This window comes from Streptomyces sp. NPDC015661 (assembly GCF_043077765.1).
In the GTDB taxonomy this organism is placed as follows: domain Bacteria; phylum Actinomycetota; class Actinomycetes; order Streptomycetales; family Streptomycetaceae; genus Streptomyces.
In genome coordinates, this window is sequence record NZ_JBIBST010000008.1 from 86,022 (window position 1) to 108,602 (window position 22,581).

Sequence of the window (22,581 nt, forward strand, 5' to 3'; positions counted from 1 at the left end):
TTCGGCCGCGCTGAAGGCTTCTGCGCCGGCTTGCGCCGTCGGCTTCTGCGTCGGCTTCTGCGTCGGCTTGCTACGTCGGCTTCTGTGTCGGCTTCGACCACGGCCACTTCAGCTCCCGCCGCTCCCGTCCCTCGGGGGCGTACACGTACACCCAGCCGCGCTGGAGCCCGAGCCGCTTCGTGTAGCCCGAGGGCTCGCGCCGGTACGTGTGCAGGGTCGGCGGGTGCCCGTCGTGCGCCGGCACCGGGATCTCGTACCACTTCGGGGGATGACCGGTCGCGCCGACCAGGATCGGCAGGGCCCGGCCGTCGAGGGGTCCGCCGCGGAAGGGGGTGTTCTCGCTTCTCACCCCCACAGTCTCTCCCGGCTCACCGCCTCACAGCAGGTGGGCCGCCTCACCCACCACCGGGATCACCCGTCGGGCCAGCGTCCCCACCGGCCCCTCGGGGGTCTCCTGCGCGAGCAGCCGCTTCACGACCTCCGCCGTCTCCTCGTCGCTCGCCGTGGTCGCCGCGAGCAGGGCGACGAGATGGTCGACGAGCCAGTCCCGCAGCTCCCGCGCCGGCGGCCGCTTCTCCTCGTCGAGCCAGATGAGCGAGGCGGCCTCGACGGCGGCGATCCACGTCCGGACGAGCATGCCGAGCCGGGGGCCCGGCCGCTCCGCCCCGAGGTGGACGAGGATCTGCTCGGCGGCGGCCCGCCGCACCTCGTCCACGATCGCGGAGGTCCGGGAGGTCTCGGCGACGCTCCCGCCCCGCAGCAGCGCGCTGAACCCGGCGTCGTGCTCGTCGACGAAGGCCAGATAGCGGTCGAGGACCCGGCCGAGCCGCTCGGTGGGCGGCCCGAGCGGGGGCTCGGTGAAGCAGCGGTTCAGGGCGTCGGCGGAGGAGCGCAGGGCCGCCTCGTACAGCTGCTGCTTGCCGCCGGGGAAGTAGCGGTAGACGAGGGGTCGCGAGACGCCCGCCGCCTCGGCGACGTCGTCGAGCGAGACGTCCTCGGGCGCCCGGTGGGCGAAGAGTCCCTGGGCGGTCTCCAGGAGCTGCCCGCGCCGCTCCTCGACGCTGAGCCTGCGGTACGCGGGGGTGGCGGCGCTCGTCATGCACCGCAGCGTAACCGCGCCGCGTGAACCCCGTCCGCCGGGCCCACCCGGCATGACCCTCCGTCAGGTCTTGCCGCAATCCCTCGCGTCCGACTTGTTGACGATCCGTCTACCAACGTGTGAGCCTGCTGGAAACGGACGGAAGGAGTCGTCAGTGTCGACGCGCGACCTCTATGTGAACGCCCCCGCCGGACCCGTCTGGGAGGTCCCCGCCACCGGAGCCGCCCGCTTCTCCTGGGACTACGACGACGGCCGCGAGCGCCTCCTCGCCCTCTACCAGAAGGGCAAGGACAAGCAGTGGGACGGTGCCACCCGGATCGACTGGGGCATCGAGGTCGACCCGTACGACCCGCTCGGCACCCCCGACGAGGTCCTCACCCTCCACGGCACCCGCCACTGGGCGAAGATGACCGAGAAGGACAGGGGCGATCTGCGCCGGCACTACGCCTCCTGGCAGTTCAGCCAGTTCCTCCACGGCGAGCAGGGCGCCATGATCTGCGCCGCCCGGATCGTCGAGTCCGTCCCCGACCTGGACGCCAAGTTCTACTCGGCCACCCAGACGATGGACGAGGCCCGGCACGCCGAGATCTACGGCCGCTTCCTCCAGGACAAGATCGGGATGCTCTACCCGATCAACGACAACCTCAAGGGCCTCCTCGACGACACCCTGCGCGACTCCCGCTGGGACATGCCCTACCTCGGCATGCAGGTCCTCATCGAAGGGCTCGCCCTCGCCGCCTTCGGCATGATCCGCGACACCACCGACAAGCCGCTGCCCAAGCAGATCCTCGCGTACGTGATGCAGGACGAGGCCCGGCACGTCGCCTTCGGCCGGATGGCACTGCGCGACTACTACAAGCAGCTCACGGACGCGGAGCTCCGCGAACGCGAGGAGTTCGTCATCGAGGGCTGCTACCTGATGCGCGACCGGTTGCGCGGGGTCGAGGTCCTGGAGAACTTCGGCATCCCGAAGAAGGAGGCGGAGGAGCTCAGCGAGCAGAGCGAGTTCCTGCACCTCTTCCGCAAGCTCCTCTTCAGCCGGATCGTCCCCTGCGTCAAGGACATCGGCCTGTGGGGCGAACGCCTCCAGAAGGCCTACCTGGACATGGGCGTCTTCGACCTCGGCGACTCCAACCTGGACCTCCTGATGAGCCAGGACGAGGAGATCGCGGAGGCGCTGGACCGCGAACGGTTCGCGACGGAGGAGGCGGAGCGGGTCGCGGAGGTGGCGCAGGCCATCGCGGAGGGCGGGGCGGCGTCGTGAGGAGGTAGGGGATCCATGATCCGGGATCCAATATCCCGGATCCAGGCTGCGGGATATTGGATCTCGGGTCCAACATCCCGGATCCAGCGCCCCGGCTCCCGGATTTTGGATCCTGGATCCAGCATCCTGGATCCAGCACCCCGGCTCCCGGCTCCCGGATTTTGGATCCCGGATCCAGCATCCCGGCTCCCGGATCCAACATCCTGGCTACCGATTCCGTGTCTCCGCCTCCAGGCGCAGCGCCTCCTCCATCACCGCCCTCGCGATCGGCGCCGCGCTGCCGCCCCCACTGATGTCCGTGCGGGAGGCCTCCGCGTCCTCGACGACGACCGCCACCGCGACCGCCGGCTGGGCCGCGTCGTCCGCCTGGGCCCAGGCGATGAACCAGGCGTAGGGGGTGCCCGTGTTGCCGAAGCCGTGCTGGGCGGTGCCCGTCTTGCCGCCGACCAGGGCCCCGGGGATCGCCGCGTTCGTCCCCGTGCCCTCCTCCACGGCCCGCACCATCAGCCGCTGGAGCTGCATCGCCGTCGAGGGGTTCATCGCCTGCCGGTAGCTGCGGCGGCCGGTGCGGTCCAGGGTCGTGCCGCCGGAGGTCGTGGTGCGGTCGACGAGGTACGGGTGGGCGATCTCCCCGTTGTTGGCGACGGCCGCGGCGACCATCGCCATCTGGAGCGGGGTCGCCGTCGTGTCGAACTGTCCGATCGACGAAAGGGCCAGCTGGTCCGGGCTCATCTCCCGGTCGAAGTTGGACTTGGCCACCCAGGACGGCACCCGGAGCCCGGTGTCGTTGAAGCCGAACCGTTCCGCCGCGTCGACCATCCCCGTCAGCCCCACCTTCACCCCGAGTCCGGCCATCACGGTGTTGCAGGACCACTGGATCGCGGACGCGAGGGACGCGTCGCCGCAGCCGGTGGCCTCGTTGGGCAGCACCTGCCGGGTGCCGGGCAGCACGAAGGGGTCCGGGGTGTCCGTCGGCGCCTCCACGTCCCGCACCGCCCCCGCGTCCAGGGCCGCCGCCGCCGTCACGATCTTGAAGGTGGAGCCCGGCGGGTACGTCTGCCGCAGCGCCCGGTTCAGCATCGGCTGGTTCGGCGAGGTGTTCAGGCGCCGCCAGGCGTCCTTGACCTTCTGCCCCGTCCCGGAGAGCACACCCGGGTCGTACGAGGGCGAGCTGACGAGCGCCAGGATCCGGCCGCTCGACGGCTCGACCGCCACGACCGCGCCCCGCTTCCCGTCGAGGCCCCGGAAGGCCGCCTCCTGCATGGAGGCGCGGATCGTGGTCACCACGTCGCCGCCGGGCTGCCGGCCCCGGGTGAGGTCGTTCCAGAGGGGCAGCGGCGCCAGCATCGGGTCGGTGCCGGCGAGGATCTCGTCCTCGGCGTGCTCGACGAGCGTCGTGCCGTACGTCTGGGAGGCGTAGCCGGTCACCGGGGCGTACAACGGACCCTGTTTGTAGGTCCGTTCCCAGCGCAGCTGCTGCCCGCTGTCCCGGGAGGCGGTCACCGGCTTCCCGTCGACGACGATCTCGCCGCGCGGCTGCGCGTACCGGTCGATCGCGATCCGTCGGTTGGCCGGGTTGTCGTCGAGGGACTCGGCCTCGAAGACCATCACGCGGGCGGCGTTGACGAGCAGCGCGACGAGCAGGATCAGACAGAGGGCGGCGGCCCTGCGGATGTACCGGATCACCGCGGACCCGCCTTCGCGAGCTCCCCGGTGTCCGCGCCGTCCGGCTGGGGCGCGCGGGCCGAGTCGCTGACCCGGATGAGCAGGGCGACGATCACCCAGTTGGTCACCACGGACGAACCTCCCTGCGCAAGGAACGGCATCGCCATGCCGGTCAGCGGGATCAGCCCCATCACCCCGCCCGCGATCACGAAGACCTGGAGCGCCACGATCGAGGCGAGGCCGATCGCGAGCAGCCGCCCGAAGGGGTCGCGCAGCGAGAGGCCGGCGCGGTAGCCGCGGGCGACGAGCAGTGCGTACAGCAGGAACAGCGCGGTGAGGCCGAGCAGGCCCAGCTCCTCGCCGGCCGTCGCCAGGATGAAGTCGGACTTGGTGGCGAAGCCGATGAGGACGGAATGGCCGAGACCGAGCCCGGTGCCGAGCATCCCGCCGGCGGCGAAGGCGAAGAGCGACTGGGCGAGCTGGCCCGGTCCCTCGCCCGCGCGGATCGAGGCGAAGGGGTCGAGCCAGTCCTGCACCCGGCTGTGGACGTGCGGTTCGAGCGAGCCGACGAGGAAGGCGCCGGCGGAGGCCAGCACGAGTCCGACCGCGATCCAGCCGGTCCGGCCGGTCGCCACGTACAGCATGATCACGAAGAGGCCGAAGAAGAGCAGCGAGGTGCCCAGGTCCCGTTCCAGGACGAGGACGCCGACGCTCAGCAGCCAGATCGCCACGATCGGCCCGAGGACCCGGCCCGTCGGGAACTGGAACTTCCAGATCCGGCGGCCGGTGTACGCGAGCGCGTTGCGGTTGGCGGCGAGGTACGCGGCGAAGAACACCGCGAGCAGGATCTTGGCGAACTCGCCGGGCTGGAAGGACAGTCCGCCGATCCTGATCCAGATCTTGGCGCCGTTCACCGCCGGGAAGAAGATCGGCAGGATCATCAGGGCGAGCGCGGCGGCCACCGACACGTACGCGTACCCCTGGAGCGCCCGATGGTCGCGGAGCAGCAGCACGACCACGATGAAGAGCGCCACCCCGAGCGTCGACCAGACCAGCTGCGTCGCCGCCGCCTGGTCCTTCGGCGTCTCCAGGTCGAGGCGGTAGATCAGCACCAGGCCGAGGCCGTTGAGCAGGACCGCGATCGGCAGCAGCAGCGGATCGGCGTACGGGGCGCGGAAGCGGACCGCGAGGTGGGCGACGAGCGCGAGCAGCCCGAGCCCGGCCCCGTAGCGGGCGGCGTCGGGCGGCACGGCGCCGCTGCGGGCGAGGCCGACCTCCGCGTACCCGAGGACGGAGATCAGGACCGCGCCGATCAGGAGCGACAGCTCCACGCCGCGCCGCTTGGGGACACGGATGCCGGGCGGGGGTGCGTCCGGGCGCCGTGGTGCGGTCATGGCCGCAACGTAGCAAGCGGTATGCCCTATGTCCCTTTTGTGTGACGGTGTGCCGTCAGCCCTCCGTATCGGACGCGGTGAAGCGCACGTACTCCGGCAGCCGCAGCCGGGCCTCGGCGCCCCCGTCCGGGGCGGCGGCGAAGACCAGCTCGGCGCCGATCACCTCCGCCTGCCCGACCGCGATCGTCAGCCCGAGACCGTGCCCCTTGCCCCCGCTCTCGGTACGGAACCGCTGCGGCCCCGACTCCAGGAGGTACGCCGGATACCCCGGCCCGTGGTCCCGCACGGACACCACCGGGCCGTCCACCGTCACCACCACCGGCGGCGCCCCGTGCTTGTGCGCGTTGGCCACCAGATTGCCGAGCACCCGCTCCACGCGCCGCCGGTCCGTCTCCACCGTGGCGTCCCGGACGATCCGCACCTCCGTGTCCGTGCCCGAGGCGCGCACCACCCGCTCGGCGAGCGGCCCGAGCTCGTGCACGGCCAGGTCCACGGTCTCGGTACGGGCGTCGAGCCGCGAGATCTCCAGAAGGTCCTCGGTGAGCCCGCGCATCGCCCGCACCCTGTCCCGTACGAGCTCCGAGGGCCGCCCCTCCGGCAGCAGCTCGGCCGCGGCCGAGAGGCCCGTCAGCGGGGTCCGCAGCTCGTGCGCCACATCGGCGGTGAACCGCTGCTCCGTCTGCAGCTTCCGCTGGAGCGAGGAGGCCATCGTGTCGAGCGCCCCGGAGACCGTGGCCACCTCGTCCTGCGGCCGCGAGGGGTCCTTCGTACGGGGATCGTCCACGCGCGCGTCGAGGTCGCCCGCGCTGATCCGGCGGGCCACCTGCGCCGTCAGGTGCAGCCGGCGGGTGACCCGGGTGACGGCGAAGACGCCGACGAGCAGGGTCGCGCCGATCGCCAGGACGGAGGAGCCGAGGATCGAGCGGTCGAGGGCGTCGATGGTCTCGGCGCTCTGGGTGTAGTCGAGGCGTACGGCGAGGGCGCGGCCGTCCGCCGGGCCCGCCGCCCACATCCTCGGCCGGCCCTCGTACTCCGCGACCACCGTGCCGCTCTCCCCGCGCACGGCGAGCGCCCGCAGCGAGGCGGGGAGTCCGGGCGGATCGACGCCGGCGAACCGGGGGAGCGGCTCGCCCGCCTCGTAGAGCCCGCTGACCTCGTTGAGCCGCGTCAGGGCCTTGTCCCGGGAGTCGCTCACGGTCTGGCCCGTCACCGAGACGTGGACGAGGACGCCGAGCAGCGCGGCGAGGGCGCAGCACATCACGGCGATGAAGACCGCGGCCTTCCAGGTGAGGGTCGCGGTCCAGGCGGGCAGGCGCGGCGCCCTCACGGTGTCGCCTCAGGGGGCAGGGGTACGGGCCTCACGGCGTGGCTTCCGGGCGGAGGGGTTCGGGGCCTCACGGCGTGGCCTCCGGGGGTACGGGCGCGGGGGTGTCGGTCGGTGTCGGCGTCGGGCTCACCAGGTGGGGCGCGGGCACCGTCGAGGGGCCGGTGCCGGGCGGCTTCACCCGGACGATCTCGTCCCGGGTGGGCAGCATGCTGCGCTGCTCCTCGTCCCAGGTCCAGGCGGTCCGGTACTCGTACCCGGGGATGCCGGCCGATCCGACGCGCAGGATCAGGTCCCGGCCCGCCAGCTCCACGCTGATGACCTGGTCGACGGTGGACATGATCCGGGTCAGGCCGCCGTTCTCGGCGAGGTAGACCCGCACCCCGACCTGCTGGTCCGGCATCCGGATCCCGACGATCAGCTCGTCGCGGCCGTTGCCGGTGAGGTCGCGGTAGTACGGCCGCAGGATCGGACAGGCGGCCGGTGCCGTGCCGCAGGCCTCGATCGCGTGGGCGGTCTGCTCGTAGAGACCGTCCGTGCCGGTGTACGTGTCGGGGTGGGCGCGCACCTCGGCGCGGACCACCGCCACCGGGTCGAGGGAGTGGACGTCGTTGTCGGCGACCTTGACGCCGGGGACGCGCTGGGTGTCGGACTCGCCGTAGTCGATCGGCGGGTTCGTGGCGGGCGGCAGATCGGGCCAGAGCCGGACGGGACCCACGGCGGTGGGCGTGGGTCCGGCACTCTTGAGCGCACCCTCACGGCCGTCGCAGCCGGTGAGCACGAGCGCGAGACCGGCGGCGCCCAGGGCGACGCCGGCGGCGCTGCGCACTCCACGCGGTCTCACAGGGCTCCTCGGTCGGCAGGGGGGCTCCCCGGGGAGGGGAGCGGCTCACCGTAGACCTTATGCGGAGTGAAGTCCTTTTTGTCTCATCATCGGTTCGCCGGGACCTCTCGGGGGACGCTCCGGGCCGATCGGGGGATGCCCCGGGTCCGTCGAGGCTCAAGCCCGGTCGGGGCCCAGGCCGGTCGGGGCCCAGGCCGTCGGGGCCCAGGCCGGTCGGGGCCCAGCCCGTCGGGGCCCAGTCCGTCGGGGCCCAGGCCAGTCGGCGGATGCTCCATCGTGGTCGGGCCGTCCTAGAACATCCCCCGCTCCATCCGGGCCAGCGCCGCCCGGCACAGGGTCAGCAGCTTCTCGTCGAGGTGGATGTCGTGGCTGCCGGAGCCGTCCTCGCGGGCGTTGTGGCGGCGTCTGCGGGTCAGCTCCGTGAGGATCACCAACTGGGCGCCCGAGGCCGCCGGACCCATCTCCGCCAGGCACTCCGCGATGTCCACGCGCGCGTGGCGGTTCTCCTCCCAGGCCGCGAGCAGCACCGGGAGCGACGCCGACGACTCGCCGGACACCCGCCAGAGCGCCGCGGCACTGCGGACCCGCACCCACAGGTCCCGCGCGACCAGGCCCGACCGGAGGACAGGGGCCGCCGCGGCCGCGGCCGGGCCGATCTCGCCGAGGACCTGCGCGGCGGCGCACCAGTCTCCGCCCGGTGTGCCCGGCCGGAGCCACCGCTCCAGGGCCGGGAGCACGTCCCCCCGGTCCCCCTCGGCCGCCCACAGGGCGCGGGCCGCCGCCGTGGCCACCGAGGCCGACTCGGCACCCAGGAGTTCCCGCATGTCCGGCACCGCCTCCCCGGCGGCGGGCCCGAAGGCCGCAAGGGTCCGCAGGGCGGCCTCCCGCACCCAGTCGCGTCGGTTCGCCGGCGCCCCGCGCAGCACCCGCAGCACCTCCGGCAGGGCCTGACCGCCCCGCACGGCCGCCAGCGCGTACAGCAGCGGCGCCGCCCGGTCGTACAGCCGCTCGTCGAGCTCGACCTCGGCGAGCCGGCGCCGGAGCAGCGGGGCGAGCATCGCCGCCGAGGGGCCGAGCCCGTCCATGGCGTACAGCAGCTCGCGCCGTACCTCGGGCTCCTCCAGGGCGCGGGCGAGCAGCGGCACCGCGCGGCTGTCCCCGGCGCGCGCCAGCGCGAGCAGGGCCCCGTCCCGCCCGGACCGGCCCACGAAAGCCTGACCGGAGCCCGAGGAGGCGCCGCCCGGGCCCCCGGCGAGACGGGCCGCGAGCGCGTCGGCGGCCGGCACTCCGAGCTCGAAGAGCCGCTCGAGGAAGGACGTGGCCGCCTCGCGGAGCCGGGGCTCGGGGTCCCGGAGCTGCGCGCCGATGAGGCCGACGACCTCCTCGTACCGCCCGCGCCAGACGCGTATCAAACCGCCGCACAACCAGATCGCGTCCGAACGCTGCCCCCAGTCCGGGCTGCGCAGCTGCGCGAGGATCAGCGCGATCCGGTCGTCGACCCGGTCGTCGAGCGCGGCGTGCAGGGTCCGCAGCAGCTCCTCGGTCCACGGGGCGGGCCGGCCGGCGGCGTGCTCCTCAAGGAGCTCGCGGACCTGCCCGATGAGGGTCGGCGTCGCGGCCCGCTCCGAGCCAGGGTCGGCCGGCCGGTTCGCCGAGGTCCTGATCTCCTCCAGAAGCCCCGTCACCCACGGCACCACGTCGTCCGGGATGTCGCCGGGCGCGCAGCGGGCACGCTGGGCGAGCGCCGCCAGCCGGAGCCCGGGGTCGTGGGCGGCACGGGCGAGCCAGCCGAGCCAATCGACGGTCTCGGTGCGCAGCGAGGCGTGCCGCAGGGCGATCCGCCCGACGGCGGCCACCAGGGCGAGCCGCACCTCGGTGTCCCGCTCGACGGTGAGCCGCTCGCGCAGCAGGGTCAGCACCCGGGCGGGCTCGGGGTGCAGCGAGGCGAGCGCGCACGGCGCGGCGAGCCGCACCTCGGGGTCGGGGTCGGAGACGAGCCCGAGGAAGACGTCGGCACCGGCGGCGATGGCGGCGGCGGCCATCGCGTAGTTGGCGGCGGGGATGAACTCCTCGTCCTCGGAGGCGAATTCGTCCAGTTCCTCGTCGTCGTCATCGAGCTCGATCCCGCCGATGCTGGTGAGCAGCTCGACGATGCAGCCCCGGTCCTGGACGTCCGGGTCGGCGACGAGTTCGAGGAGGAAGGGGATGCAGGCGAGCGTCGAGTCGTACACGTCGCCCTGGTGGTGCACCGCGCCGTACATGCCGTCGAGTGCGGTCTCCCGCTCGGCGGGGTCGGCGGAGGCGAGTCCGCGGAGCAGCTCCGGCACGTCGTCCGCGGGGCCGTACGCGTGCCCCAGCGAGGCCCAGTCGACCTCCTCGATCCCCGTCAGCATTGCCAGGCCGCCTTCCCCGTGAGCGCTGTGCCAGGCAGCAAGTGTGCACCACAGGACGGACAACAAAGCCGAACCGGCGACACCTGCCGCGCCCGAAGCGCCGGTTGCGGTCTCTTTGCGCCATGTACGGTACGGAGCAAGGCAGTTGCGCACGGTGTCCGTACGGGGGACACGCCGAGGCGCGCGAGGGGGCGGCCGCGGGCCGAGTCCGCCGGAGGCGGTACGGCCTCAGCCCCCACCCCCCCAACCCCTCACCCTCACCCTTCACCCCCCCAACCCCTCACCCTCACCCTTCACCCCCCAACCCCTCACCCTCACCCCCCCACCCCCATCCCATCCCTCCACCCCCCAACGCCTACCCCTCCGACCGGATGCGGACGAACGCCGCCGTCTCGTGCCGCCCCGCGACCTGACGCAGCTCGACCGGGAGCGGCGGGTCGACCCACCGCACCGGCCCGTGCTCCGGGTCCTGCGCGAGGGGCCCCGCGAGCCCGCGCGCCAGCTCGCCGACCTGGCGGGACTGGGCCGGGGTCAGCCGGGGCGAGGTGGTCAGGGTGCGGCGGTCGGGGAGCCGTACGACCAGGGCCCGGGGCCGCTCCGGCGGGCCGACGAGGCCGAGCAGCAGGGCGTCGCTCGTGTCGGCGTGCCGGATCTTGCGCCAGGCCCAGGTGGAGCCGCTCCGGTAGGGCGAGCCGAGCAGCTTCGCGACGACGCCCTCGACGCCCGCCTCCCGCAGGTCGCGGAACCAGCCCCGCGCGGTCTCCTCGTCCGAGGTGGCCAGGACCCGCTGGAGCGGCGGCTCGGCCTCCCGCAGGGCCACGCCGAGGAGCTCCCACCGGTCGCGGAGCGGCAGCGCCCGCACGTCGCGGCCGGGCACGGCGAGCAGGTCGAAGGCGACGTACGAGACGGGCACCCCGGCCCGTACCCGGTCGGCGTGCGAACGGAGCAGGTCGGTGAAGGTCAGCCGGCCGTCCCGGTAGGCGCACAGCTCGCCGTCCAGGACGATCCCCGGCGGCAGCTGCTCGCGCAGGTGCGCGGCGATGTCGGGGAACTCCGGCGCGAGGTCACGGCGGGAGCGGGACTGCAGGACGACCTTCCCGCCGTCGAGGACGAAGGCGAGGGCGCGGAACCCGTCGAGTTTGAGGGAGTACTGGAGCTCCCGGGGCGGCTCCGCCTGTGCGGGGATCTCGTCGGCGGCGCGGGGCCGCATGACGTCGACGGGCGGCAGCAGTACGGCCGCTCCGGTCCCGGGGGCCGGGTTCGCGGCGCGGTTCCCGTGGGCCGCGGGGGCGGGTTCACCGCGGCTCCGGCCCGTCGCGGGGGCCGGGTTCATGGCGTGGCTCCGGCCCGCCGCGGGGCCTCGCTCACGGCACGGCTCCCGCCCGTTCGGGCGCGAAGAGGGGCGCCAGGAGGTCCCCGTACCGCTCCAGACGTGGCGCGATGTCGCCCATCAGAAGGGCGAGCTCCTCGGGGTCCCCGGCGGGGGCGGCGCAGCCCTCGACCTCCTCCCAGGTGACGGGCGCCGAGACGGTGGGCCGGGCGCGGGCCCGCAGGGTGTAGGGGGTGGCCGTGGTCTTGGCGGCGGCGTTCTGGCTGTGGTCGACGAAGACCTTCCCGGGCCGCAGGGCCTTCGCCATCCGGTGCGTGACGAGCCCCGGCAGCTCCGCCTCCGCCTCGACGGCGAGCCGCTTCGCGTACGCCGAGACGTCCGGGGACGGCGTGGGCACGACGGGGACGAGCAGGTGCAGCCCCTTGGACCCGGAGGTCTTGGCGAAGGCCTCCAGGCCGTCGGCGGCGAGCCGCTCGCGCAGGTGGAGGGCGACCCGGCAGCAGTGGGCGACGCCGGCGGGCGGCCCGGGGTCGAGGTCGAACACGAGCCGGTCGGCGACGGCGGGGGAGGAGGCCCGCCACTGGGGCGTGTGGAACTCCACGACGAGGTTCGCGGCCCACATGAGCGAGGGCAGGTCCTCGATCACCACCTGCCGGGCGCGGGGGTCCTCGGAGCGGGGCACGGGGGTGGTCCTCACCCAGGAGGGTGTGCCGGGCGGCGGATTCTTGGTGAAGAAGAGCTGCCCGTCGGGACCGTCCGGGTAGCGCAGGAAGGACACCGGGCGGTCACGCAGATGCGGCAGGATCACGGCCCCGACGGTCGCGTAGTAGTGGAGGACCTCGCCCTTGGTGGTGCCGGCGAGCGGATGGAGGACCTTGTCCAGGTTGCTGAGCGCCAGGCGCCGCCCCTCCACCTCTGTGATCGGCGTCATACGATGAGAATCCCACGTTTCAGGACATATCGGATCGAAAGGCAGGGAACGTGCGATCCATCTGGAACGGAGCCATATCCTTCGGCCTGGTCAGCATCCCGATCAAGCTGGTGAACGCCACCGAGAGCCGGTCCGTCTCCTTCCGTCAGATCCACACCGAGGACGGCGGCCGGGTCCGCTACAAGAAGGTGTGCGAGCTCGACGGGGAGGAGGTGCCCCAGGCGGAGATCGGCAAGGCGTACGAGGACGCCGACGGGACCATGATCCCGATCACCGACGAGGATCTGGCCGCGCTGCCGCTGCCCACCGCGAAGACGATCGAGATCGTCGCGTTCGTGCCGGCGGGCGAGATCGATCCGCTCCAGATGGACGCCGCGTACTACCTCTCCGCGAACGGTGTGCCGGCGGCCAAGCCGTACACCCTGCTCCGGGAGGCGCTCAAGCGCAGCGACAAGGTGGCGCTCGCGAAGTACGCCCTGCGGGGGAGGGAGCGGCTCGGCATGCTCCGGGTCGTGGACGACGTGATCGCCATGCACGGCCTGCTCTGGCCGGACGAGATCCGGGCTCCCGAGGGAGTCGCGCCCGAGACCGCGGTCACGGTCCGTGAGGCCGAACTGGACCTGGCGGACGCCCTGATGGCCACGCTGGGCGAGGTGGACATGAGCACGCTCCACGACGACTACCGGACGGCGGTCGAGGAGATGATCGCGGCGAAGGCGGAGGGCGGCGAGGGCGTCGCGCCCCCGGCCCCGGGGGAGGAGGCGGGCGGAGGGCAGGTCATCGACCTGATGGCGGCCCTGGAGAGCAGCGTCCGGGCCGCGAGGGAGGCGCGCGGGGAGGACGCGGTGGTGACGGAACTCAAGCCGAGGGGGGCGGCGAAGGCGGAAGCGAAGCCTCCGGCGAAGAAGGCGGCGTCGAAGCGGGCGCCGGCGAAGCAGACCTCGGCGAAGCAGACCTCGGCGAAGCAGGCCCCGGCGAAGAAGACGGCGGCGAAGAAGGCGACGGCCAAGAAGGCGGCGGCGAAGAAGACCCCTGCGAAGAAGGCAAGTCCACGCAAACGCACGGCCTGACCCCAACTCCCGCAAGAATCCCCCAAGTCCCTCATCAACCCCTAAGCGTCACAAAAAGCACAAGCCCCCCGGTGATCCCGCCGGGGGGCTTATTGCTGCCCGATTCTGGGCAGAGAGGGTCGCGACTTGACCTGAACTCCCCGCATAGCGAACAGAGTTATCTGTCCTTCGGACAACACATGGTCAAATCCTTGTTGCAGACCTGTCAAACAGGCGACTTCGCTGGCACGCTCACACCCGCAACACCCACCCCCACAATCCCCACGCTTTTCAGCGAAGGAGCCCGCGTGACCCGCCAGCAGTCCTCGCACCGCCGCACCACCGCCCGCGCCGCCGCCCTCATCGCCTCGGCCACCATGGTCGTCGTCGGCGTCCAGACCGGATCCGCCAACGCCGACGCCCAGCGCGAGGCCGGCGCCACGGCGATCCAGCTGACCGGCACCCAGCGCGCCGCCGCCATCCACGAGGCGCAGGGCGAGGCCGCCGCCACCGCCAAGGCCATCGGCCTGGCCGCCCAGGAGAAGCTGGTCGTCCGCGACGTCGTCAAGGACGCGGACGGCACCGTGCACACGCGCTACGAGCGCACCTACCAGGGCCTCCCGGTCCTCGGTGGCGACCTCGTCGTCCACGAGAAGAAGTCGGGCGCCCGCTCCACCACCAAGGCGACCGAGGCCCGGATATCCGTGGCCACCACGACGCCCGCCGTCTCGTCGGCCGCCGCCGGCAAGGCCGCGCTGGCCTCCGCCGCGAACACGGACGAGGCCGTCTCCTCCGCCCGCAAGGTGATCTGGGCGGCCACCGGCAAGCCGGTCCTCGCCTGGGAGACCACCGTCACCGGCGTCCAGCAGGACGGCACCCCGAGCCGCCGCCAGGTCGTCACCGACGCCGCCACCGGCAAGGAGCTCTTCTCCACCGAGACGATCGAGACGGGCGTCGGCAACACGATGTACGCCGGCCAGGTCACCCTCGGCACCTCGGGCTCGTACACCCTCACCGACGCCACGCGCGGCGGCCACAAGACGTACGACCTGAACGGCGGCACGTCCGGCCAGGGCACGCTCTTCACCAACTCCACCGACACCTGGGGCAACGGCCTCGCGAGCAACCGCGAGACGGCGGCCGCGGACGCCCACTACGGCGCGGCCGTCACCTGGGACTTCTACAAGAACGAGCTCGGCCGCCTCGGCATCCGTGGCGACGGCGTCGGCGCCTACTCCCGCGTCCACTACGGCAGCGCGTACGTCAACGCCTTCTGGGACGACTCCTGCTTCTGCATGACCTACGGCGACGGCATCAACAACACCCACCCGCTCACGTCCCTCGACGTGGCCGGCCACGAGATGTCCCACGGCCTGACCTCCTCCACCGCCAACCTCCGCTACAGCGGCGAGTCCGGCGGCCTGAACGAGGCGACCTCCGACATCCTCGGCACCTCGGTCGAGTGGTACGCCAACAACTCCACCGACGCCGGTGACTACCTCATCGGCGAGAAGATCGACATCAACGGCAACGGCACGCCGCTCCGTTACATGGACAAGCCCAGCAAGGACGGCAAGTCCGCCGACTACTGGTCGAAGTCGGTCGGCCGCCTGAACGTCCACTACTCCTCGGGCCCGGCGAACCACTTCTTCTACCTGCTCTCCGAGGGCAGCGGCTCGAAGACCATCAACGGCGTCGCCTACAACTCGCCGACGTACGACGGCTCCACGGTGACGGGCATCGGCCGCCAGGCCGCGTACAAGATCTGGTACAAGGCCCTCTCCACCTACATGACCTCCTCCACCAGCTACGCGGGCGCCCGCACGGCCACCCTCTCGGCCGCCGCGGACCTCTACGGCACGGGCAGCACGCAGTACAACGCGGTCGCGGCCGCGTGGACCGCGATCAACGTGAAGTAACCCCAAAGCTCCGAAGAACGACCCCGCCCCCGCCCTCGCACGGGGGCGGGGTCTTCCGCGTCTCTACGCCCCGGCGCCGCTGTCAGCCCCGCCCCCTACGCTCCACCCTCACGGGAACAACTCACCGAGGAGGAGCCAGACATGGGCGGCAACGCGTGGACGTGGACGGGCCCGTACCAGCGAGATCTGGAGGCCGCGTTCCAGCAGGCCCGAGCGGAGACGCTCGCGCGGGACGACCACGGCTTCGGGGAACGGACGATCGAGGAGCTGTGGAGGGACCCGGCCTGGCACGAGTACATCTTCACCGGCGGCACGGCCACCGTGCTGGACTTCCCCTGCATGATCGACGCCACGGACACGGACGACGGCCCGTTCATGCGCCCCCTGACGGCCGCCGAGATCCACGCCTGGTCCCCCACGGGCCAACCCACCCAAGAAGAATGGGACGAGGCCCTCGCCTCGGGCCGCCTGGACTTCCCGGCCCGCGCCCAGGGCAACTGCACCCCTCTCTACAGCGACGGCGAACCCACGCGGATCGGCTACTGGGGAGTGACAGCCGACTAGCGACACACGACGCCCGCGCGGCCACCACTCCTGATCCACCAGAGCCGACTCACCACCGGCCAGAGCGGCACACACGTTCGCCCTCGTCCGTCACCCTCTGGGGGCGGCCCGGAGACTCATCCGGGACCTGACCGACCGTCGGGCTTCGTCGATGGCCAGGAGGTGACCTGCCGGCGCCGGCCGCGCACCGCCTTGGTTGGAGCACCTACCGATCGCGCCACTTGTCCGTGAGCTCATACCGTCCGAGCCCGTGCCGGGCGGTCAGCGCCGCCACATCGACGCCGTGCTCAGACAAGGCCTCGTCGATGTAGGCGCACAACGCCTCGCGTTCATCCGTTTCGTAGCCGGAGTGGACGTCGTCGACAGCGTTCAAGGCCACAACGACGCGCTCCACCACGGCGAAGACCTGGACGTCCTTCGCGCTGTCCAGTTCGGCTACCTCCGCATCGAAGGAGCCGAGGACGGTACCGGTCGCCGTCAGGAGCTCATCCGGGTACAGGTCAACCATGCAAGCGCAGCCAGGATCCAGGGCGCCGACGGCAAGTTGCTCCGCCTCACGGGCTATGCCCTCGCGCCAGCTCGTTGTCGGTCTTCTACGGTCCGCGCTGGCGCTCATCCCTGACTCCCGTCCCGTCTGCCTGGGTCGACGGCAGAAGGGATGGGAGTCCCCACCGCCACACCCATCTGCCGGCACTCGCATACGGGCCCGTCGATCCCGGAGCCTGAGCGCCCCCGCCGGAGGCATCGTCCTGGGCTGTACTCGCGTACCGCCGCGGGCCACCTTGTGGGTCGCCACCCATCAACCCAAGCTGTCAGGCGCGCGGACGGCGGCCAGGCTGGAGCGGGGCGCAGACAGGAGCGCAGGCTCGGGCGACGGGCCGCGCGCGCCGCGCCGTGCGCGGCGGGGTGCCTCGATGAGGCAGAGAAATCTGTAACAGCTTCCGACGGCCCAACGTTCTATAGACCGCTCGGTCGATCACGTGAAAGTTCGTTGTGCGTGATTCCAACTGACCCCACAGGGGTGGATCCTCATGCAGTGATGGCTGTGGGAAACCGGGGAACCGGGGAACCGGGGTGCTGTGCGGCGCGTCGTGCCGTGTGGCGGCAGGCTGAGGAGTCGGGGGCGACGGCATGCGAAGAGCGAGGATCCAGCTGGTGGCGGGGTGCGTGGCCGTACTGTCGATCACATCCTGTGCGATTTCGGAGAGCCCGGAGGGGGCGCCATTGCCGACGAGCGGCGGTGAGGGCGTGTCCGCGACAGTGACTCCCAGTCCCTCCGCTGTCGAGCCGACGAGCAACGAGAAGGCCGTCGCCTGGGCGACCGACCAAATGAACGCCGCCGCCTCCGGCGCCAACTCTCCAGCAGCGCCAGGGCTCCTGGTCGCCGCCGAGTCGGACAAGGGGGCCCTTTTCGTTTGGGAGACGGCCGATGACCGATTTTGTCACGGTGTCGCGTTCATGCCGGAGATGACGACCGTCGCTTGTTCTTCCCGCCCCAATTCGCCTCCGGTGGAGGGAAAGCCGCGGCTCGTGCCGCTGGTGCGCATGATGGCGACGGGATGGAACGTGGTCTTCGGGGTAGAGCACGAGGCGGTGGAGTCCGTCACCTGCAACGGCAGATCGCTGCAGGTGCGGGACGTGGGGGTCATGGCGAACGGACGTCGCGCGATCCACGCCATCGAGTTCCCTGACCTCACGGTGGGCAAGGTGAGCGTGCAGGTGAGGAGGGGAACACGTGTGGTAACGGAATACCTCGAACTGGAGAGGTTCGAGAAGGTGGGTTCCCAGGACTTGGCGAGCTGCAGCCCCGTCAACCGCTAGAACTCCTGGTGGGAGCCTGTCAGAATCTGCCCCTCGGCGCCTCGGAGAAGGCGGCTCGTGAATCCGCTCTGACACAGGCGGTCGTACGAGGCGATCACTTCAGCGGGCACCTTCTGGCTGATCACGAAGCCCTGCTCCGGGTAGACCAGCAGTCGCTGGAGGGCTCCCACGAGCATGTCGACGACCAAGCGGGCGTCTCCGATGGAGTCGACGTAGTCCTGAAGCGTCATCCGGCTGGAGGCACTGACGATCTCGACTCCGGGCCACAGCTTCCGTGCCGTGGCGTACGACCGTCGTTCCTCGTAGGGCTTGCTGATCAGCAGGACGGAGGACACGGTGATGCCGGCCTCGTTCAGGAGGTCCCGGGAGAAGCGGATGTTCTCGCCGGTGTTCCGGGCCCGAGGATCCACCATCACCTCTGAGGCTGGAACGCCCAGTCCGATCGCCCGCTCTTGGTAGTGCACGGTTTCGCCGTGGGGCATGCGTTCGCGTGTGGTTGGGCTGCTCGCCCCGGTGAACACGAGGAGTGGCGCCATGCCGCGCTTGTACAGGGCGACGGCGGCGTCGGCCACACCTAGGTCGTGGCTGCCTTGTCCGATCGCCACCGAGTACGGCCGGGGGGTGTGGCCCATCTGGTGGTAGTCCCAGAGGCGTTGGGGGTCGGCCCAGTCCTGCGGAGGGATCACTGCTGAGCTTCCTTGTCCTTTGCCGAGTCGGGAACCTTGAAGTCGTACTCCCAGGCAAAGCGGGAGGCGGCATGGATGCCGATGGCGAACTCGACCACGGTGCCGTCAGCCGTGTACGTCGTCCGGTGCAGCTCGACCACTACATCGGCGGATACCGACGTGCCCGGGGCCGACGCCTGGTCGGCCTGTTCGTGGGCACGTACTTCGGAGGGTCCCGGCCCGCCGAAGCCGTGGACCTGGCAGCACCGGATCTCTCACAGCCCGACTCCGGATGGGGCTCCGCACTGCTACACCGGACTCGCCCGAGCGTCGGGAAGCAGTGGACCGACACGGGCGAGAGCCATGACGACCGCGGGTTGAAGGACCTCCCGACCGAGGACGTCCGCCGGGTGCCGATCCCGCCCCACCTCGCGGCCGTCTTGCGGGAGCACATCGAGACGTTCGGGACGGCCGAGGACGGGCGTCTGTTCTTCAGCGAGAACGGGGGAATGGTCTCCTCCGCGACGTATTACCGGGCGTGTCGGGAAGCTCGGGAGCTTGCGCTTTCGCCGGCCGCGGTCGCCTCACCGCTCGCCCGGCGCCCCTACGACCTCCGGCACTCGGCCCTCTCGACGTGGCTGAACGCGGGGGTGGACGCCACCGAGGTCGCCGAGCGCGCTGACAACAGCGTGGAGGTGCTGCTGAGCCGGTACGCGAAGTGCCTCGACGGCCGTCAGGAAATGGCGAATCGGCGCATCGGAGGACCCGCTGCGCGAGTACGAGTGAGAGCCCCTGAGTACGTGGCTCCACGGCCCCTGGACCTGCCCGGGGGCCTTCGTCGTTCCCTGGATTGACCTGCGCCGATGCCCCGAGAATCTGTCCACGAATGGTCCACGGGCCCCGACGTACGATCGCCCAGCGCGGCAAACGCCTGCACATACAACAAGACCCCGCGTCCAGCGTTTCCGCTGATCACGGGGTCTTTTGGCACTTCCTGCGAAGTGCCCCCGGCAGGATTCGAACCTGCGCACACGGCTCCGGAGGCCGTTGCTCTATCCCCTGAGCTACGGGGGCGTCCGCCGTGTTTCTCGGCGACGGGTAGAACCCTACCAGCTCTCCGGGCGTGCCTGTGAACAGGTATTTCCGGGGCGTCACCAGGGGCCGGGTCCCCCGCACGGGTCAGAAGTGGGTAAAACCCGGACGCAGCCGTTCTGGGCGTCCTACTCTCGTTCGTGTGTCAGGCGTGTCCGGTCGGGTGCTCGTTGTGGACGACAACAAGGTGATCCGGCAGTTGATCAGGGTCAATCTCGAACTCGAGGGGTTCGAGGTGGTGACCGCGGCCGATGGTGCCGAGTGTCTGGATGTCGTACATCAGGTCTGTCCCGATGTCGTCACCCTGGACGTCGTCATGCCCCGCTTGGACGGGATCAAGACCGCCGAGCGGCTGCGGGCCGATCCCCGGACCAGTCATCTGCCCGTGGCGATCATCAGTGCCTGCGGCGAGCACGAGGTCGGCGGGGTCTCCTCCGGTGTCGACGCCTTCCTCGCCAAGCCCTTCGAGCCCTCCGAGCTCGTGCGGGTGGTGCGGCAGTTGATGCACCGCGAGCGGCGGGAGCGTCCCGAGGCCCCCGGGTCCGAAGGGCTGGACGCGGGAGAGGAGCCGGCCGCAGTCGACGGAGCGCAGGAGCAGGACTCCCGGCCTTCGCACGACGTCCCGCTGCGGGATTCCCGGCCGCCGCACGACCCCCGTCGGGCCGGAAGCGCGCGTGGGGTCGTCTGAGGGTTCGCCCTCAAGGTGCCCGCATGCCGAAACCGGTTCGCGTTTCGACCCCCCTCCTCCCCTAGGCTTGTCCCGTGACCCCCGCGGACCTCTCCCTCACCGTGCAGCACGCCGTGCGCCGTGCGGTCGACGACGGTGCGCTGCGGGTCGACGTCCCCCCGCGCGTCAAGGTCGAACGGGCCCGGCCCGGGGGTACCGGTGAGTACGCCAGCAGCGTCGCGCTCAGCCTTGCCCGGCCCGCCGGGCGCACCCCTCTCGATGTCGCCGGGGTTCTGAAGGAGCGGCTCCAGGGAGTTCCCGGAATCCTCGCCGTCGACATCACCGGTCCCGGGTTTCTGAACTTCACCCTCCGTCCCGATGCCGGCGGTGACCTCGTTCGGGCGATCCGGGACGAGGGAGCCGCGTACGGGCACGGCACCGCCCTCGCCGGGACCACCGTCCGGTTCGCCGAGGTGACGGAGTCCCGCGGGCAGGTCGTCACCGGGGTTGTCCTCCGGCTGCTGCGGAGCCAGGGGGCCGATGCCTCCTTCGGCGGTGGCGAGCGGATGCATGTGCGGCCCGCCGCCTATCTGCCCGACGTCCTCGGTGTCGACGCCGCGCGCTGGGCCCTGCTGCGCGCCGCCCCCTCGGACCGCGCCCTCGACGGGCCTCCGCTTCTCCTCCAGCACGAGCGCAACTCCCTCTTCCGCGTCCGGTACGCCCACGCGCGCGTACAGCGGCTGCTGGTCAATGGGCTGCAGCTCGGGTTCACCCCCTCCTATGCCTACGGGATTCCGTCCGAGACCTCGTACGAGTCCGACCTTCTTGCTTCCGAGCTTCTCGGCGTCCTCGGCGATCACCCCCTCGTCCTCCTCGCCGCCGCCCGCCACCGCGCCCCCGACCGGGTCGCCCGGCACCTCGAAGCCACCGCCGACGCGCTGCTCGCGTTCCAGCACACCGTTCTGCCGCTCGGCGACGAGAAACCCTCGGCCGCCCACCGTTCCCGGCTCGCGCTCGCCGAAGCCGCCGGGACGGTGCTCGCCGGTGGCCTCGCCCTGCTCGGCATCAGCGCACCCGACCAGATCTGAAAGAGCCAGTCGCCATGAGCCGTTCCGCCCATCCCGCCGGGCCCCGCCACGCCGACGTCCTGCCCGAGGGGCACTACTCCGCCCCGCCCGCCGACCTCAACCACCTCGACCCCAAGGTCTGGGCCCGGACCGTGAGCCGGGACGAGCGTGGGGTCGCCACCGTCGGCGGAATCGCCGTCGACGCGCTCGCCGAGGAGTTCGGCACGCCCGCCTACTTCCTCGACGAGACGGACTTCCGCGCCCGCTGCCGCGCCTGGGCCGAGGCCTTCGGCAAGGACGCCGACGTCTTCTACGCCGGGAAGGCCTTCCTCTCCCGCGCCATCGTGCGGTGGCTCAAGGAGGAGGGGCTCAATCTCGACGTGTGCTCCGGCGGGGAACTGAGCACTGCCCTTTCCGCCGGAATGCCCGCCGAGCGGATCGCCTTCCACGGGAACAACAAGAGCGAGGACGAGATCCGGCGGGCCGTCGAGGCCGGCGTCGGACGGATCGTGCTCGACTCCTTCCAGGAGATCGTCCGGGTCGCCCACATCGCGCAGTCCCTCGGGAAGCGGCAGCGCGTGCAGATCCGGGTGACCGTGGGCGTGGAGGCGCACACGCACGAGTTCATCGCCACCGCCCACGAGGACCAGAAGTTCGGCATCGCCCTCGCCGGCGGCCAGGCCGCCGAGGCCGTGCGCCGGGCGCTGAAGCTGGACGGCCTGGAGCTCATCGGCATCCACTCCCACATCGGGTCGCAGATCTTCGACATGGCCGGGTTCGAGGTCTCCGCGCGGCGCGTCGTCCAGCTGCTCGCCGAGGTGCGGGACGAGCACGGGGTGGAGCTGCCCGAGATCGACCTCGGGGGTGGGCTCGGTATCGCGTACACCTCCGAGGACGACCCGCGCGAGCCGCACGAGATCGCCAAGGCGCTCAGCGAGATCGTCACGCGGGAGTGCGAGGCCGCGGGGCTGCGGACCCCCCGTATCTCCGTCGAGCCCGGGCGGGCCGTCGTCGGCCCCACGGCCTTCACCCTCTACCGCGTCGGCACCGTCAAGCCCCTCGAAGGGCTGCGGACGTACGTGAGCGTCGACGGCGGCATGTCGGACAACATCCGCACCGCCCTCTACGACGCCGAGTACAGCGTCAGCCTCGTCTCGCGGACCAGCGAGGCCGAGCCGATGCTCTCCCGCGTCGTCGGCAAGCACTGCGAGAGCGGCGACATCGTCGTACGGGACGCCTTCCTGCCCTCGGACCTGGCGCCCGGCGACCTCATCGCCGTGCCGGCCACCGGTGCGTACTGCCGCTCCATGGCCAGCAACTACAACCACGCCCTCCGGCCGCCCGTCGTCGCCGTCCGCGACGGTGAGGCGCGTGTCATCGTCCGGCGCGAGACGGAGGAAGATCTCCTGCGTCTCGACGTGGGCTGATGAAATAGTCGCGTGGTGAAATAGTCGAGTGATGAAATCGATGTCTCAGGATCCGGACAGGGGGAG

Annotated in this window: 20 protein-coding genes, 1 tRNA gene and 1 pseudogene; 9 read left to right on the forward strand and 13 right to left on the reverse strand. The window is 71.7% G+C overall.

Features of this window, described 5'->3' with window-relative positions; all coding sequences use genetic code 11:
- Positions 1-70 precede the first annotated feature (70 nt).
- Positions 71-349, reverse strand: coding sequence for a hypothetical protein (locus ACF07V_RS22375; RefSeq protein ID WP_392156554.1), 279 nt, complete (start codon positions 347-349; stop codon positions 71-73).
- A 27-nt stretch (positions 350-376) separates the two neighbouring features.
- The gene (locus tag ACF07V_RS22380; RefSeq protein WP_392156556.1) at positions 377-1,099 is read right to left on the reverse strand and encodes a TetR/AcrR family transcriptional regulator; all 723 of its coding nucleotides are present in this window, start codon (positions 1,097-1,099) and stop codon (positions 377-379) included.
- A 154-nt stretch (positions 1,100-1,253) separates the two neighbouring features.
- Between ACF07V_RS22380 and ACF07V_RS22385 the strand changes: the two genes are divergently transcribed.
- The gene (locus ACF07V_RS22385) at positions 1,254-2,363 is read left to right on the forward strand and encodes a ferritin-like domain-containing protein (RefSeq protein ID WP_392156557.1); all 1,110 of its coding nucleotides are present in this window, start codon (positions 1,254-1,256) and stop codon (positions 2,361-2,363) included.
- A 207-nt stretch (positions 2,364-2,570) separates the two neighbouring features.
- Here the strand turns inward: ACF07V_RS22385 and ACF07V_RS22390 are convergent, their stop codons facing one another.
- The 7 genes from ACF07V_RS22390 to ligD form a co-directional block, all read right to left on the reverse strand.
- Positions 2,571-4,049, reverse strand: coding sequence for a penicillin-binding transpeptidase domain-containing protein (locus ACF07V_RS22390; RefSeq protein WP_392156559.1), 1,479 nt, complete (start codon positions 4,047-4,049; stop codon positions 2,571-2,573).
- A complete protein-coding gene (locus ACF07V_RS22395; protein ID WP_392156560.1) occupies positions 4,046-5,422 on the reverse strand; it encodes an FtsW/RodA/SpoVE family cell cycle protein in 1,377 nt (458 codons plus the stop codon). Before ACF07V_RS22395 ends, ACF07V_RS22390 begins: the two co-directional genes overlap by 4 nt.
- A 55-nt stretch (positions 5,423-5,477) precedes the next feature.
- Positions 5,478-6,749, reverse strand: coding sequence for an ATP-binding protein (locus tag ACF07V_RS22400; RefSeq protein ID WP_392156562.1), 1,272 nt, complete (start codon positions 6,747-6,749; stop codon positions 5,478-5,480).
- 67 nt (positions 6,750-6,816) lie between these two features.
- A complete protein-coding gene (locus ACF07V_RS22405; protein WP_392156564.1) occupies positions 6,817-7,590 on the reverse strand; it encodes a hypothetical protein in 774 nt (257 codons plus the stop codon).
- Positions 7,591-7,880: 290 nt separating this feature from the next.
- Entirely contained in the window at positions 7,881-9,983 is a 2,103-nt protein-coding gene (locus ACF07V_RS22410) for a PBS lyase (protein WP_392156565.1), read from the reverse strand.
- 355 nt (positions 9,984-10,338) lie between these two features.
- The gene (locus ACF07V_RS22415; protein ID WP_392156567.1) at positions 10,339-11,316 is read right to left on the reverse strand and encodes a DNA ligase; all 978 of its coding nucleotides are present in this window, start codon (positions 11,314-11,316) and stop codon (positions 10,339-10,341) included.
- Between the two features lie 31 nt (positions 11,317-11,347).
- A complete protein-coding gene (gene ligD, locus ACF07V_RS22420) occupies positions 11,348-12,244 on the reverse strand; it encodes a non-homologous end-joining DNA ligase (protein ID WP_392156569.1) in 897 nt (298 codons plus the stop codon).
- A 50-nt stretch (positions 12,245-12,294) separates the two neighbouring features.
- Here ligD and ACF07V_RS22425 point away from each other — a divergent pair, with 50 nt between their 5' ends.
- The 3 genes from ACF07V_RS22425 (at position 12,295) to ACF07V_RS22435 (ending at position 15,776) form a co-directional block, all read left to right on the forward strand.
- Positions 12,295-13,314 carry a Ku protein gene (locus ACF07V_RS22425; RefSeq protein ID WP_392156571.1) on the forward strand — a complete coding sequence of 340 codons (1,020 nt, stop codon included), beginning with the start codon at positions 12,295-12,297 and terminating at the stop codon, positions 13,312-13,314.
- Positions 13,315-13,601: 287 nt separating this feature from the next.
- Complete coding sequence (locus ACF07V_RS22430; protein WP_392156573.1) at positions 13,602-15,212, forward strand: M4 family metallopeptidase; 1,611 nt, start codon at positions 13,602-13,604, stop codon at positions 15,210-15,212.
- A 141-nt stretch (positions 15,213-15,353) separates the two neighbouring features.
- Entirely contained in the window at positions 15,354-15,776 is a 423-nt protein-coding gene (locus ACF07V_RS22435) for a hypothetical protein (protein WP_392156574.1), read from the forward strand.
- Positions 15,777-15,981: 205 nt separating this feature from the next.
- Here the strand turns inward: ACF07V_RS22435 and ACF07V_RS22440 are convergent, their stop codons facing one another.
- On the reverse strand, positions 15,982-16,392 hold the full coding sequence (locus ACF07V_RS22440; protein ID WP_392156575.1) for a hypothetical protein: 411 nt from the start codon (positions 16,390-16,392) through the stop codon (positions 15,982-15,984).
- Between the two features lie 551 nt (positions 16,393-16,943).
- On the opposite strand from ACF07V_RS22440, the gene ACF07V_RS22445 reads away from it, so the two are divergent.
- Complete coding sequence (locus ACF07V_RS22445) at positions 16,944-17,597, forward strand: hypothetical protein (protein WP_392156576.1); 654 nt, start codon at positions 16,944-16,946, stop codon at positions 17,595-17,597.
- Here the strand turns inward: ACF07V_RS22445 and ACF07V_RS22450 are convergent.
- Complete coding sequence (locus tag ACF07V_RS22450; RefSeq protein ID WP_392156578.1) at positions 17,594-18,283, reverse strand: YdcF family protein; 690 nt, start codon at positions 18,281-18,283, stop codon at positions 17,594-17,596. The two genes, ACF07V_RS22445 and ACF07V_RS22450, sit on opposite strands and share 4 nt — an antisense overlap.
- Positions 18,280-18,423 (reverse strand): annotated as a pseudogene (locus ACF07V_RS22455) (GntR family transcriptional regulator); the annotation flags it as partial. The gene ACF07V_RS22450 and the pseudogene ACF07V_RS22455, both read right to left, overlap by 4 nt.
- Here ACF07V_RS22455 and ACF07V_RS22460 point away from each other — a divergent pair.
- Positions 18,409-19,116 carry a hypothetical protein gene (locus tag ACF07V_RS22460; RefSeq protein WP_392156580.1) on the forward strand — a complete coding sequence of 236 codons (708 nt, stop codon included), beginning with the start codon at positions 18,409-18,411 and terminating at the stop codon, positions 19,114-19,116. The pseudogene ACF07V_RS22455 and the gene ACF07V_RS22460 overlap by 15 nt on opposite strands.
- A gap of 148 nt (positions 19,117-19,264) precedes the next feature.
- On the opposite strand, the gene ACF07V_RS22465 is transcribed toward ACF07V_RS22460, so the two are convergent.
- Positions 19,265-19,336 (reverse strand) — tRNA-Arg (locus ACF07V_RS22465).
- Between the two features lie 190 nt (positions 19,337-19,526).
- On the opposite strand from ACF07V_RS22465, the gene ACF07V_RS22470 reads away from it, so the two are divergent.
- From ACF07V_RS22470 to lysA, 3 genes are all read left to right on the forward strand, one after another.
- A complete protein-coding gene (locus tag ACF07V_RS22470; protein WP_392156582.1) occupies positions 19,527-20,042 on the forward strand; it encodes a response regulator in 516 nt (171 codons plus the stop codon).
- A 74-nt stretch (positions 20,043-20,116) separates the two neighbouring features.
- Complete coding sequence (gene nrtL, locus ACF07V_RS22475) at positions 20,117-21,109, forward strand: ArgS-related anticodon-binding protein NrtL (protein WP_392156584.1); 993 nt, start codon at positions 20,117-20,119, stop codon at positions 21,107-21,109.
- A 14-nt stretch (positions 21,110-21,123) separates the two neighbouring features.
- Positions 21,124-22,515, forward strand: a complete 1,392-nt coding sequence (gene lysA, locus ACF07V_RS22480) for a diaminopimelate decarboxylase (RefSeq protein WP_392156585.1) — start codon at positions 21,124-21,126, stop codon at positions 22,513-22,515.
- The last annotated feature ends 66 nt before the right edge of the window (positions 22,516-22,581 follow it).

Coding starts and splice junctions, on each gene's coding strand:
- ACF07V_RS22380 (WP_392156556.1), bottom strand. CDS start 1,099: ATGACGAGCGCCGCCACCCCCGCGTACCGCAGGCTCAGCGTCGAGGAG.
- ACF07V_RS22395 (WP_392156560.1), bottom strand. CDS start 5,422: ATGACCGCACCACGGCGCCCGGACGCACCCCCGCCCGGCATCCGTGTC.
- ACF07V_RS22410 (WP_392156565.1), bottom strand. CDS start 9,983: ATGCTGACGGGGATCGAGGAGGTCGACTGGGCCTCGCTGGGGCACGCG.
- ACF07V_RS22415 (WP_392156567.1), bottom strand. CDS start 11,316: ATGAACCCGGCCCCCGCGACGGGCCGGAGCCGCGGTGAACCCGCCCCC.
- ligD (WP_392156569.1), bottom strand. CDS start 12,244: ATGACGCCGATCACAGAGGTGGAGGGGCGGCGCCTGGCGCTCAGCAAC.
- ACF07V_RS22435 (WP_392156574.1), top strand. CDS start 15,354: ATGGGCGGCAACGCGTGGACGTGGACGGGCCCGTACCAGCGAGATCTG.
- ACF07V_RS22440 (WP_392156575.1), bottom strand. CDS start 16,392: ATGAGCGCCAGCGCGGACCGTAGAAGACCGACAACGAGCTGGCGCGAG.
- lysA (WP_392156585.1), top strand. CDS start 21,124: ATGAGCCGTTCCGCCCATCCCGCCGGGCCCCGCCACGCCGACGTCCTG.